Below are 12,328 nucleotides of genomic sequence, written 5' to 3'. Positions count from 1 at the left end.
GGTCGCGGGTTCGAGTCCCGTCCGCTCCGCCAATAAATAGAAAAGGCCTTCCCTCACGGGAAGGCCTTTTTGCTTTTGGATATTCGCGAACGGGATTAAGGAAACAAGGGACCACAGACAGGGCTGCGACTTGCCACTGGCAACTCGGCCCCTGCCTGTGGCACCTTGTGCTTGAGCCGGACCGTGTCCGTCTCCCCGTCCGCTCCGCCAATAAATAGAGAAGGCCTTTTTGCTTTTGTGCATTTTTAAGCCGCACTGCCGGTGTAGTGCCTAGCATTTGAGTAGGGGGACTTCATCGCTGAGGCCTGTCGGGCTGCTAGGTGTCTAGGGGGAGGTGATTGAGATCGTGCTTGCGGAGGAAAATTAACTCATGGCGAATTGATCGCTGCGATCATCCAGCGCAATTGCGTTTTGGTCTTTGTACTCTCTATGTTGCCCAATGCCCAATGCCCAATGCCCAATGCCCAATGCCCAATGCCCAATGCCCAATGCTTGGGGATTGATGCGGATCCGTAAGCGCGTCAGCCGGGCTTGTCAGGATCTTGAGCTGATTGCGTCTTGGACCTAAGAGAGGGTTCGTAAGAAGCCACAGCTCCTAGCCATCCCCACCAGGCGCATTGACTGCTTTATGCATGACGAGTTGAGCGATGGTGTGCTCAGCGCTATTGGGTTCTCATGCTCTCCTGGATGCCTCAAGTGGGTCAGCTGTGTAGCGCCATGAGGCGTTCCACTCTGCAGGGAACGATGCATGTGGGGGGACATCGGGGGATAGAGGTTATGAAGCGCGAGAATAAGAAAAGGGGACGGCTGAGCCGTCCCCTTAAGTCGTGTCGTCCAGTCCTTGAACTGCAAATGCTCCCTGCATTCCCTGACTGTATCCAAATCCGTTGGATTTCCCCTTCCCAATCCGTTGGGGTGTCCATATGTCATCCTGACCCAGCAATCCATCCTGATTGCTGCACTGTCTCCATCCTGGAGGTGTCCATTACCACATCCCGTGGTGTTCCTGCGTCATCCTGACAGACAATCATCCTGATTATCTCGTCTTCATCCTGAAGCTCGTCCTAACCACATCCTGTGGTGATCCTGGGTCGTCCAGACTAATAACCATCCGGGTTATGCTTCTCCATCCTGGAGGTGTCCATAACCACATCCTGTGGTGTTCCTGGCCGTCCTGGCGGATAACCTCCTGGTCATCCAACCTCATCCTGAGGTGTCCTGTGGCTAGTCCTTTATTCTTGTGGGCATGCATCCTGTAGATGCCCGCGCCGTCCTTGTGAGATAGATAATAAGGGATAGAGATGTGGCTACAAGAGGGGGGCGAGAGAGTTAAATCTGGAAAACGATTTTACATAGCGTCGTTATTGTATTTTTTCACATATAAATCATGTAGTTAATTTGTTTCCCCTGAAAGCGAGTAGTGCTAGAAGTGGCCTGGCCTACGATACGAAACAGCGGGCTCTTACAGGGGGTATGGACGATCTCTCACAAGCAGATAGAAGGGTGTTTTTGGTTTCAAGAGGAACTTAATATTCACTAGCTGTAATCAAATTTTTTGAAGCTTTCTGCTTGTTATTCCACCTTCTCTGTTATTTATGCCTGAAAAAGCCGAGCTAGGCCCGGCTTTCTATTATCAGTTGGCCCGACTGGTGGGGTAGGCCTTGCGAAGGGATTCCGGTGCCAAGACTTCCAGATTGCCTTCCATGTTATTGAGCCAGTTGCGGAACTCCGGGGTGTCCTGCACTTCGGTCTCAACCACCACGCTGCGCTTGTCATAGCGAGTCATGCGTGGGTTGTGGCCCGGGATCTGGCCATCCGTCAGGGTGGCGCTGTTGGCATCTATGCGGCCAACGAAGCGGATGGGACCGCTGACGTCCTGGTAAGACTGCTCGCGGATCAGTTTTTGAACGTTGAAGTCCTTGGGCTGAGTCGCGCTGAAGTTGGTCAGCTCCACATCTTTGATGTGGTCGAACGGTATGCCATACACCTTGGGGTCAAGCTCGGACAAGGTACAGAGCAGGGTAGGGCCATCGGCCTGGTTCAAGATACCGAGCGGATTGATACGGTCATAGCAGAGCCACACGGTGCGCTCTTTGATGACACGCTGGATCTCGGCGCTGAACTTGCGGCCTCGCCAGAGGGCATCGCGGATCAGGGTGCTGCGGCGAATTTCCGGGTTACCGGCGAATGGACGCGGTGACTGATGCACGCTCTCGAGCCAGCGTTCGGCCAGTTCACTCTGACTGTCGCGGATAACCTGGCTGGCCTTGTCGATCAGCGGGTTCAATTCCGTCAGGACGCTCGCCGGCAGTAGCTGGCTGGCCTGGTCGCTCCAGGTTTTGAGGGCGACGGCGAGGGAGAGCGGCATGATATTGGCAAAGTCGTTGAGGCCATGGCGCTCGAAACACCAGCCGTGAGGCTTGCTGCGCTCATCAGAGGTCAAGTCAAACAACCCCATGCCAGACATCTCTTCCAGGTCCCGTTGCACGGTCCGCAGACTGACATGTATGCCTTCTTCTTCCAACTTAACTTGCAGTTGGCTGGCGGTCAGTTTGTAAGGGCGGTGCGGGATGCAACGCGCCAAGGTCAGTTGTCGTAACAGCTTCTTGCTCATGGTGCTTGCCTTCACTGGATTAACGTTGAGTCTATCCTAGTCAGTAGTTGCGACAGTCTATGTCGCAAGTTTTGCTGCGACAAGTGTCGCCATTTTCATACAGCTCCAATTAAGTCGTTGATTATGAGTGATTAATTGAATTTAAATTGCTGTTATTGCTTCAGAATTAGTTGGTGGTGAGGGGAGAGACGGGGTCATTCACCGGCCGTACTTGAGGGCATGAGGGTAAACCGGGCGCTGAGATCTCAGCTATGGGGGAGCAAAAGGCGTGGAAAATCTGGCTAGGCGGGGACTGTCAAAGAAAGGGGAGGCCGATGCCTCCCCTATTGTCAGGCGAACCAGGCCCAGGGCGACTTGCTGACGGCGACCCCGATGATGTAGTTGAACACCAGCAGGGCGGCGATGCCCGCGATCACCTTCTGTTTGCGGTCGGGGCGCTTGAGTGCCATCACGCCGAGGCCAATATAGACCACCAGCGCAATCAGCTTGGCCAGCAACCAAGGTTGGGAACCCGGGCTCATCTGCAGGGTGACGGCCAGCATGATGCCGGCCAGCAGCAACAGGGTGTCGTTGAGATGAGGCACTATCTTGAGCCAACGCTGTTGCAGGCGAGGGCTCTCGTTGATGGCGAGGGCCCAGCGATAGATGAACAGCAGTATGCTGACGATGGCGAGGGTCATGTGCAGGTGTTTGAGCAGGGGATAATAGGCAATCATTTTGCTTCCTTGTCTTGGTTGGGGAGGCCGCTATCCCAGTTATGGGCATGGACATGTTCCTGACCCTGCTGATCGTCTCGCAACAGATCCGAGAGTATGTCCCTGTATTGCAGGCTCTTGTTGATATAGGTGTGTTCGTCATCCAGATAATTTATCTGTTCGCGCAGCAGCCAGTTGTCATGACGCTTGAACATCTGGCCGGCACGCCAGGCCTGATTGGCACGAAATCCCAGGTTAGTGAGGGCTTCCACCCCAAGATCCACCGCCGACCCCAGGGTCTCACGAAACACGCCATCGACACCCAGGCGCAATATGTTGTGGGCATGGGGTCTGTCCTGGGCGCGCGCCAGTATCTTAAGGTGCGGGAAGTGTTTCTTCACCATCTCGATGACGGTCAGCGAGGTGACGGGGTCATTGATGGAGAGGACCAGCAGCTTGGCCTTGTGCGCCCCGGCGGCATGGAGCAGATCGATGCGGCTGGCGTCGCCATAGAACACCTGATAGCCAAACTTGCGCAGCGTCTCTATCTGGCTGGCATCCTGCTCCAGGATGGTGGTGCCTATGCCATGTCCATGCAGCAGACGGCCCACTATCTGACCGAAGCGGCCAAAACCGGCAATGATCACCGGATTGTCCAGGGCCTGGGGCTGTTCATGTTCAGGGCGTTCCGGCTGGCTGCGATAATCGAACCAGGGCTGGATCACCTTGTCGTTGAGGATCAGCAGCAGCGGGGTGAGTGCCATGGAGAGCGCCACCACCAGCGTCAGCAGGCCTATCATGGGTTCCGGCAAGACCCGGTTCTGGCTGGCGAAAGAGAACAGCACAAAGGCGAATTCCCCTCCCTGAGCCAGGGCGAGGGAGAAGGTCCAGCGTTGGCTGGGGGATACCCGTAGCACCAGGCCAATCGCCATCAGCACCAGCCACTTGAGTGTCATCAGACCTATCACCAGGGTCGGGATCAGTACCGGGTGCTCGGCGAAGAGCCCGAAGTTGATACCGGCGCCCACCGACATGAAGAAGAGCCCGAGCAGCAATCCTTTGAAGGGATCAATGTCCGCCTCCAGCTCATGGCGATACTCGCTATCCGCCAGCACCACTCCCGCGAGGAAGGAACCGAGGGCGGGGGAGAGACCAACCGACTCCATCAGCACGGCGATACCGATGACCAGCAACAGGGCGGCGGCGACGAAGATCTCCCGCATGTGCGACTGGGCAATGGCCCGAAACACAGGGCGCATCAGGTAGCGGCCACCGAAAATGATGCCCGCGATGGCGGCGGCGACCAGCAGGCCGTGTTGCCAGCCTGCCAGCTCACTCTGATCACTCTGGGCCACGGGCGCCATGGCGAGCAGGGGCAGCAGCGCCAGTATGGGGATGACGGCGATATCCTGGAACAGGAGCACGGCGAAGGCGGAACGACCGCTCTCGCTCTGCATCTGTTTGCGCTCCTGCAGGCTCTGCAAGACGATAGCGGTGGAGGAGAGTGCCAGGATGAGCCCAATGGCCACCCCTTGCTGCCAGGGCAGTCCCATGAGGCAGGCAAAGCCAGTCAGGGCGGCGGTTGACAGTGCGACCTGGAGGCCGCCTGTGCCCAGTATGGGTCCCTTTAGCTGCCAAAGCAGGGCGGGCTTGAGTTCCAGGCCCACCAGAAACAGCATCAGGACTACCCCGAACTCGGCGAAGTGCATCACATCCTGACGCTCCCCGACCAGACCGAGCAGGAAGGGACCTATCACTATGCCCGCCAGCAGGTAACCGAGCACTGAGCCCAGCCCCCAGCGTTTGGCCAGCGGCACGGCGATCACCGCCGCCGAGAGGTAAATAAAGGCGTCAAACAGAATGCCGTGTCCCATCAGATAACCTCCAGCAGATCGCGCAGATAGTCGACCCCGTCCAGCTGGGTCGGGCTGAGCCGTTCGTCGCGCAAGGCGAGCAGCAGCTGGCGATATTCATGGCCGCAGCGGCGCAGCGCCTCGGGGTCATTGAGTTTGTGGAAGGAGTGCAACACAAAGGGCGGCAGCCACTGCATGCCGCACAACCGGGCCGTCTGGCTGAAGGGGCGCAGGAAGTCGATCAGCGGGCTCTTGTTGTAACCCTCCTGGCAATAGGACTCGGGAGCCCCCCCGGTGGTGATGGCGCTCAACCACTGCTTGCCCCCCAGACCGTTGCCATCCGGGCCATAGGCATACCCGTACTCGAGCACCAGATCCAGCCACTCCTTCATGATGGCGGGGCAGGAGTACCAGTAGAGCGGGTGCTGGAAGACGATGATGTCGTGCTGCGCGAGCAGGGTCTGCTCCTGTTTCACATCGATGAACAGGTCGGGATAGTGCTGATAGAGGTCGTGAATGGTCACGCCCTCCAGATCCGAGATGGCTTGCAGCAGCTCGCGATTGGCCTTGGAGCGCTGCAGGGCGGGGTGAGAGAAGATCACCAGAATGCGTTTCATAGGGTCATGACCTGGGGCATGGAGTTAGCGGGAAACTTATCAAGAAGTGGGCCCTGCGGCCAGCTCGGGGATCAATGCGGACAGGGCCGGGCTCAGGGTCTGACGTGCCGGATAACAGAGCCCGATACGGCGAAACATCCGCGGCCCGGCGAGGGGAACTGCGCGCAGGGCCGGCTCTTCCTCGATCAGGCCATCGGGCAGGAAGCTGATGCCTGCCCCGGCCAGAACCAGGGCCATCACCAGCCCCTTGCTCTGGGCCTTGGCGACCAGGTTGAGGGTGATCCTGTCGCAGGCGAGTAGCCCCAGGGTCTGCTGATGGGCCTCGCAGGGGGGGCACTCGATGAAGTCATGGGCCTGCAGCTCATGGAGCTCGACTCGTTCGCGCAGGGCCAGGGGGTGGTCGATGGGCACGCACAATACATAGTCCTCTTCCCAGAGCGGCAGGAAGATTTCGTCCTCCCGGCGCAGCACATCCAGGGTCAAGCGGCAGTCGGCTGGCGTCTCAGGGTCTGACAGGGTCAGGTCCAGGGAGGGCAGATGCCGCTGGATCCGTTGCAGCAGGGTAGCGAGACGGCGTTTGCTCAGATCCGGCATCACGGCGAGGTTGAGGCGGGCCCGGCTCGCCTTCTGGCGAAACAGATCGGGCAGGCGGCGCGCCTCTTCAACCAGTTTCACCGCATGGGGGTAGAGATAGTGGGCAGGGGGCAGGGCCTCGACCCCTCTCTTGCCGCGCAGGAACAAGGTGTCTCCCAGGCTCTCCTCCAGCTGGCGCAGGCCTGCGGAGAGGGAGGGCTGGCTGACATGGCAGCGTTCGGCGGCGGCCGTGATGTTCTTCTGCTCATAGATGGCGATGAAAAACCGCAGCAGTCTCAGGTCCAACATGGCATTACCATAGTTATTTCAGATGATAACCAGCGGAAATCTATATTTATCGCTGATAGATAGCGCGACTATAGTGATTGGACTCGGTGCTGACCAGCCCCTCTCTTCCATCAAGGTAAGGAAAATACCATGTCCAACTCCCTTGTCGTCGTGACCGGTGCCTCCGCAGGCATAGGTGCCGCCATTGCCCGCGCCTTCTCGGCGGCCGGTCATCCCTTGTTGCTGCTGGCCCGCCGGGTCGAGCCCATGGTGGCGCTCGATTTACCCGATTGCCTCTGCCTCTCCCTCGATGTGACGGACAGTGCCGCATTTAAAGCCGCCATCGTTCAGGCCGAGGCGCGCTTCGGCCCGGTGGGCTGTCTGGTCAACAATGCTGGCGTCATGCTGCTCGGCCAGGCCGATGCCCAGGATCCCGCCGAGTGGCAGCAGATGCTCAACATCAATGTGATGGGGGTGCTCAATGGCATTCATGCGGTGCTGGCCGGGATGAAGGCGCGGCGCAGTGGCACCATCATCAACATCAGTTCGATTGCGGGACGCAAGACCTTCCCCAACCATGCAGCCTATTGCGCCACCAAGTTTGCGGTACATGCCCTGACCGAAAATATCCGCGAAGAGGTGGCCGATCTGGGGGTGCGCCTGGTGACCATAGCGCCGGGGGCGGTCGAGACCGAGCTGCTCAGCCACACCACGGATGAAGACATCAAGGCCGGTTATCACGGCTGGAAGGAGAGCATGGGTGGCGTCATCGCCCCCGAGGTGATCGCCGAGGCCGTGCTCTATGCCTGGCGTCAGCCCGCCGGTGTCTGCGTGCGCGAGATAGTGCTGGCCGCCACCCGTCAGCAGCCTTGAGTGGTGCGAAGGGCCAGCTGCCTCGCAGTGACCGACAGGCACCGCTCGTCGAGCAAGCGGATCGGCCATCAAGCTGATCCCGATCAAGGGTTGCCCCGCCGGCACCCTTGACCTTACCCCAGGGGGGCGGGTTAGCATGATGGCCTGTTTTCCCAGAGCGTACCTTGACCCGCACCATGCTGCTGACCCCTCGCCAATTCGACCATGCCCGCCGCTGGCTGCCCCTCTGGGGTCTGCTGCTGGTGTTGATGTCGTTTGGCAGCCGGGCCGCCGCGGATCTCTGTACCCTGACGCCCCATTGCAGTGAAGCCGAGCGCAGCCTGGAGAAAGCCATGCCCTGCGGCAGCTTCACCGCCGTACTGGCCATGAGCCTGGTCAGTAGCGACAGCCTGACCCTGGCCGAGTTGAGTCCGGCCGACCCCGAATTCATTGCGCCTTCCCTTTATATGCCTTCGCCGCCGCTGGCGCGACTCGAACGCCCACCTCGCACTGCGACCTGATGATGGTTAACCCCAGCCGGGGTCCTTTGTTTCCATTCAGCTGAAATAACATCAGTCGAGGTCGTTATGTCTACACACAAGATCCCAGCCCTGTGGTTGGCGCTGATGGCGGGTCTCACCAGCCTGTCTACCCTGGCCGCCGAGCAGATGACGGTCTACAAGTCCCAGTATTGCGGCTGCTGCGAGCAGTGGGTCAAGCACATGCAGGAGAGTGGTTTCGAGCTCAAGGTGGTCGACACCGAGCAGCTAGCCCCCCTCAAGCAGCAACATGGGGTGACGCCGCAGCTGGCCTCCTGCCATACCGCCCTGGTGGGTGGATATGTGGTGGAAGGTCATGTGCCGGCCGCCGACGTGCAGCGCATGCTGGAACAGAAACCGGCCATCCGGGGATTGACTGTCCCTGGCATGCCGCAGAGTGCCCCCGGCATGGATATCCCGGGTCAGCCTTATCAGGTGCTGGCCATCGATGAGGCGGGTCAGACCGCACTCTGGGCCAGCTACCCGGGCTAATGGCTCTGGGTGAGGATTTCCCCCATGTGAGGCACACCTGAGCGAATCTTGCCTCACCCAGGACCTGGATCAGGCCGTTCTCTTCGCAGAACGGCCTTTTTCATGGGTGCCTCTTGCAACCGGGCGTCACAAGGGGCAGATTGATGACCGATTAAGGGGGCGTCAGTCCCCCGTGTTAACCCTTAAATAAATCGCAAAGGATGCGACATGTTCAGCTTTTCTCGCTGCCTCCTGTTGCTGTCTGCGCTGGCCGCAGGCACAGCTTCATATGCCAATGATGAGTCCCCCATGCCGATGAAAGACGCGCCGATGACAGATGCCGCCCCCCAGCCGCCTCTGGCTGCCAAACACCCCAAGATCCTCAAGAAGCACGGGCAGAGCCGCACCGATAACTACTATTGGCTGCGCGATGACGATCGCAAGGATCCGGCCGTGCTGGCCTATCTCAATGCCGAGAATGCCTATACGGCGGCGCGGCTGGCGCCGAGTGCCCCCCTGCGGGCCCAGCTCTACCAGGAGATGGTGGCGCGCATTCCCCAGCAGGATGCCTCTGTTCCCTATGTCAAGAATGGCTATCGCTATCAGACTCGCTATGAGCCGGGCAAGGAGTACGGCATCTATACCCGTCAGGGAGTGGAGAAGGGGGAGAGGGTGACCCTGCTCGACAGCAATGAGCGCGCCGAGGGCCATGATTTCTACGAGTTGGGGGCCCTGGAAGTGAGTCAGGACAATCGCTGGCTGGCGGTGGCGGAAGATTATCTCTCCCGTCGCCAATATCAGGTGCAATTCCTGGATTTGAACAGTGGTCAGTGGGCCAGCGACAAGCTGGACAACACCTCGGGCAACATCGTCTGGGCCGCGGACAACAAGACGCTCTTCTATGTGCGCAAGCACCCGCAGACCCTGCTGCCCTATCAGGTTTACCGCCATACCCTGGGCTCGGATCCCGCCAAGGATCAGCTGGTCTATGAGGAGAAGGATGACACCTTCTACGTCAGCATCGGGGCCACCACCTCGGAAGACTTCATCGTCATCTCTCTGTCCAGCACCACCACGGACGAGGCCTGGCTCATCGATGCCGAGCATCCGCAGCAGGCGCCACGGCTCTTCCTCAAGCGCCAGCCGGATCATGAATACACGCTGGATCATTACCGGGGCCGCTTCTATGTGCGCTCCAACAAGGACGGCAAGAACTTCGGCCTCTACGAAACCAAGGAGAGCCCGGTCGATCGCTGGCGTCCCGTGGTGGCACCGCAAGCGGATGTGCTGCTCGAGGGTTATGCCCTGTTCAAGCAGTGGCTGGTGGTGGAGGAGCGTAGCCAGGGGCTGACCCGACTGCGTCAGATCAACTGGCAGAGCGGCGAGCAGAAGGAGATCAGCTTCGACGATCCCGCCTATGTCACCGGCCTCTCTTACAATCCGGAGCCGGACACCGAACTGCTGCGTTATGGCTACAGCTCCATGACCACGCCGACCTCCACCTATGAGCTCAACATGGCAAACGGCAAGCGTACCCTGCTCAAGCAGCAGGCGGTGGCGGGCTTCAAGGCAGAGCGTTACCAGAGCGAGCGGCTCTGGGTGCAGGCCAGGGACGGCGTCAAGGTACCTGTCTCCCTGGTCTATCGCACGGATCTGTTCAAGGCGGGCAAGGCCCCCTTGCTGGTCTACGGCTACGGCTCCTATGGCGCCAGCATGGATCCCGATTTCAGCTCGGCGCGGCTCTCTTTGCTGGATCGCGGCTTCGTCTACGCCATCGCCCACGTGCGGGGCGGTGAGGAGCTGGGCCGCCAGTGGTACGAGGATGGCAAGCTGCTCAACAAACAGAACAGCTTCCACGACTTCATCGATGTCACCAAGGCGCTGGTGGAGCAGGGTTATGGTGCCAAGGATCAGGTCTACGCCATGGGCGGCAGCGCAGGCGGCTTGCTGATGGGGGCCGTCATCAATCAGGCGCCCGAGCTCTATCACGGCGTGGTGGCCCAGGTGCCCTTCGTCGATGTGGTGACCACCATGCTCGACGAATCCATCCCGCTCACCACCGGGGAGTATGACGAGTGGGGCAACCCCAACAAGAAGCGCTACTACGACTACATGCTCGACTACAGCCCCTACGATCAGGTCAAGGCACAGGCCTATCCCAACCTGCTGGTTACCACGGGTCTGCACGACTCCCAGGTACAGTACTGGGAGCCCGCCAAGTGGGTGGCCAAGCTGCGGGAAATGAAGACGGATCATAACGAGTTGCTGCTCCATACCGACATGGAGGCGGGCCATGGTGGAAAATCCGGTCGTTTCAAAGCCTATGAGGACATCGCCCTGGAGTTTGCCTTCCTGCTGCAACTGTCTCAGCCGGAAACCGTCAAGCCGGGCTAAGGGATAGCCAGTCGCGGCCCTATTGGGTCGGGCCGCGACAGTTGTTAATTTTTATGACTCATGGGAATCCCAAGTTCGCTACTGAGCGAGAGAATAGGATGACTTCTGTCATAAATTACGCTATTTCTAGCGCCATTTTTGCACTCCTGTTTGATTTATGTTGACGGTGTGTGGTTAAAATCTGAGTGCGTTATTTTTGATTTGCTTGATAAAACAGGTAAATCGTCTTCGGTCGGCAGGATGCTGGCGTCTATTCGCAGGGTTGCGACAATCTTGGTGCTGCCATGCCTGGCAGACGCCATCTCCTAATCGGGGTCGAGACGGACCAGCCTGGTGCTGAGGGCCGCTCCTTTGATTTCACCCGGGAGTCGGGTGATGTAAAAACCAATGAAAAAAAGGATGGAAAACATGAAAGGATTATCCTTGGCGTGCGCCATGTCTGCCGTGCTGGCTGCTGCCTCTTTCGGTGGTGCCGTGCAGGCGCAAGAGCGTTTCGTGACCATAGGCACCGGCGGCCAGACCGGCGTCTACTATGTGGCGGGTCAGTCAATCTGCCGCTTCCTGAACCGCGGCGCCGCCGAGCACAACATCAAGTGCAACGCCCCGGCCAGCGGCGGCGGTGTCGCTAACGTCAACGGTATTCGCAGCGGTGAGTTCAACTTCGGCATCATGCAGTCTGATCACCAGTACAAGGCGATGAAAGGTCTGCCCCCCTTCCAGGCCGAAGGTGCCATGGATGACATCCGCGCCGTCTTCTCCCTGCAGAGCGAAGTGTTCACCATTCTCGCCCGCCGTGACGCCAAGATTGCCAGCTTCGACGATCTGAAAGGCAAGCGCGTCAACATCGGCAACCCGGGTTCCGGCCAGCGTGACACTATGGAAGAGATCATGGCCGTCAAGGGCTGGGACAAGTCTGCCTTCAGCCTGGTCTCCGAGTTGAAACCCGCCGAGCAGGCCTCTGCCCTTGGCGACAACAACATCGACGCCATGAGCTACTTTGTGGGCCACCCGAACGGTGCCATCCAGGAAGCGACCACCACCACCGATGCCGTACTGGTACCGGTGAGCGGCGCTGACATCGACAAGCTGCTGGCCGAGAAGAGCTACTACACCAAGGCCGAGATCCCCGGTGGTCTCTACAAGGGTAACGACAAGCCGACCCCGTCCATCGGTGGCAAAGCCGTGCTCTCTACCAGTGCCAAGGCCGATCCTGAAGTGGTCTACCAGCTGGTCAAGTCCGTGTTTGACAACCTGGACCGCTTCAAGCGCCTGCACCCGGCTTTTGCCGACCTGAACGAGAAAGACATGATCAAGGTCGGTCTGTCTGCTCCGCTGCATGAAGGCGCAGTTCGCTATTACAAAGAGCGTGGCTGGCTGTAATTGCGGTGATTAGGGACCCTGCCGGGTCACTGTAGTTGTACATCGACACTCG

Annotated in this window: 10 protein-coding genes; 5 read left to right on the top strand and 5 right to left on the bottom strand. The window is 59.1% G+C overall.

Translation table 11 applies throughout. The annotated features are described in order from the left end of the window. Positions 1-1,633: 1,633 nt before the first annotated feature. From M2367_RS18875 to M2367_RS18855, 5 genes are all read right to left on the bottom strand, one after another. Positions 1,634-2,614 carry a YafY family protein gene (locus M2367_RS18875; RefSeq protein ID WP_042040100.1) on the bottom strand — a complete coding sequence of 327 codons (981 nt, stop codon included), beginning with the start codon at positions 2,612-2,614 and terminating at the stop codon, positions 1,634-1,636. 329 nt (positions 2,615-2,943) lie between these two features. Then, positions 2,944-3,330, bottom strand: a complete 387-nt coding sequence (locus M2367_RS18870) for a SirB2 family protein (RefSeq protein ID WP_042040099.1) — start codon at positions 3,328-3,330, stop codon at positions 2,944-2,946. Then, complete coding sequence (locus M2367_RS18865) at positions 3,327-5,183, bottom strand: monovalent cation:proton antiporter-2 (CPA2) family protein (protein WP_259237846.1); 1,857 nt, start codon at positions 5,181-5,183, stop codon at positions 3,327-3,329. The genes M2367_RS18870 and M2367_RS18865 overlap by 4 nt, the downstream gene beginning before the upstream one ends. Beyond that, positions 5,183-5,779: an NAD(P)H-dependent oxidoreductase gene (locus M2367_RS18860; RefSeq protein ID WP_259237844.1), complete on the bottom strand. Its 597-nt coding sequence runs from the start codon at positions 5,777-5,779 to the stop codon at positions 5,183-5,185. The genes M2367_RS18865 and M2367_RS18860 overlap by 1 nt, the downstream gene beginning before the upstream one ends. A 39-nt stretch (positions 5,780-5,818) precedes the next feature. Then, positions 5,819-6,661 carry a LysR family transcriptional regulator gene (locus tag M2367_RS18855; protein WP_259237842.1) on the bottom strand — a complete coding sequence of 281 codons (843 nt, stop codon included), beginning with the start codon at positions 6,659-6,661 and terminating at the stop codon, positions 5,819-5,821. 129 nt (positions 6,662-6,790) lie between these two features. On the opposite strand from M2367_RS18855, the gene M2367_RS18850 reads away from it, so the two are divergent. The 5 genes from M2367_RS18850 to M2367_RS18830 all read left to right on the top strand — a co-directional run bounded on the left by M2367_RS18850 (position 6,791) and on the right by M2367_RS18830 (position 12,276). After that, positions 6,791-7,513, top strand: coding sequence for an SDR family oxidoreductase (locus M2367_RS18850; RefSeq protein ID WP_259237840.1), 723 nt, complete (start codon positions 6,791-6,793; stop codon positions 7,511-7,513). A gap of 176 nt (positions 7,514-7,689) precedes the next feature. After that, the gene (locus tag M2367_RS18845; protein ID WP_224432918.1) at positions 7,690-8,013 is read left to right on the top strand and encodes a hypothetical protein; all 324 of its coding nucleotides are present in this window, start codon (positions 7,690-7,692) and stop codon (positions 8,011-8,013) included. Positions 8,014-8,079: 66 nt separating this feature from the next. Next, positions 8,080-8,523, top strand: a complete 444-nt coding sequence (locus tag M2367_RS18840) for a DUF411 domain-containing protein (protein ID WP_259237838.1) — start codon at positions 8,080-8,082, stop codon at positions 8,521-8,523. 207 nt (positions 8,524-8,730) lie between these two features. Then, positions 8,731-10,896, top strand: a complete 2,166-nt coding sequence (locus M2367_RS18835) for a S9 family peptidase (RefSeq protein ID WP_259237837.1) — start codon at positions 8,731-8,733, stop codon at positions 10,894-10,896. Between the two features lie 408 nt (positions 10,897-11,304). Continuing rightward, on the top strand, positions 11,305-12,276 hold the full coding sequence (locus M2367_RS18830; RefSeq protein ID WP_259237835.1) for a TAXI family TRAP transporter solute-binding subunit: 972 nt from the start codon (positions 11,305-11,307) through the stop codon (positions 12,274-12,276). Positions 12,277-12,328 lie beyond the last annotated feature (52 nt).

This window comes from Aeromonas sp. BIGb0445, assembly GCF_024809075.1.
Taxonomy (GTDB): Bacteria; Pseudomonadota; Gammaproteobacteria; order Enterobacterales; family Aeromonadaceae; genus Aeromonas; species Aeromonas rivuli.
The sequence above is the reverse complement of the archived record's forward strand: the minus strand, read 5'-3'. Positions and strand labels throughout refer to the sequence as shown.

Bases quoted from the DNA above. Each gene is read 5' to 3' on its own strand.
- M2367_RS18875 (WP_042040100.1), bottom strand. From the start codon at position 2,614: ATGAGCAAGAAGCTGTTACGACAACTGACCTTGGCGCGTTGCATCCCG.
- M2367_RS18870 (WP_042040099.1), bottom strand. From the start codon at position 3,330: ATGATTGCCTATTATCCCCTGCTCAAACACCTGCACATGACCCTCGCC.
- M2367_RS18865 (WP_259237846.1), bottom strand. From the start codon at position 5,183: ATGGGACACGGCATTCTGTTTGACGCCTTTATTTACCTCTCGGCGGCG.
- M2367_RS18860 (WP_259237844.1), bottom strand. From the start codon at position 5,779: ATGAAACGCATTCTGGTGATCTTCTCTCACCCCGCCCTGCAGCGCTCC.
- M2367_RS18855 (WP_259237842.1), bottom strand. From the start codon at position 6,661: ATGTTGGACCTGAGACTGCTGCGGTTTTTCATCGCCATCTATGAGCAG.
- M2367_RS18850 (WP_259237840.1), top strand. From the start codon at position 6,791: ATGTCCAACTCCCTTGTCGTCGTGACCGGTGCCTCCGCAGGCATAGGT.
- M2367_RS18845 (WP_224432918.1), top strand. From the start codon at position 7,690: ATGCTGCTGACCCCTCGCCAATTCGACCATGCCCGCCGCTGGCTGCCC.
- M2367_RS18840 (WP_259237838.1), top strand. From the start codon at position 8,080: ATGTCTACACACAAGATCCCAGCCCTGTGGTTGGCGCTGATGGCGGGT.
- M2367_RS18835 (WP_259237837.1), top strand. From the start codon at position 8,731: ATGTTCAGCTTTTCTCGCTGCCTCCTGTTGCTGTCTGCGCTGGCCGCA.
- M2367_RS18830 (WP_259237835.1), top strand. From the start codon at position 11,305: ATGAAAGGATTATCCTTGGCGTGCGCCATGTCTGCCGTGCTGGCTGCT.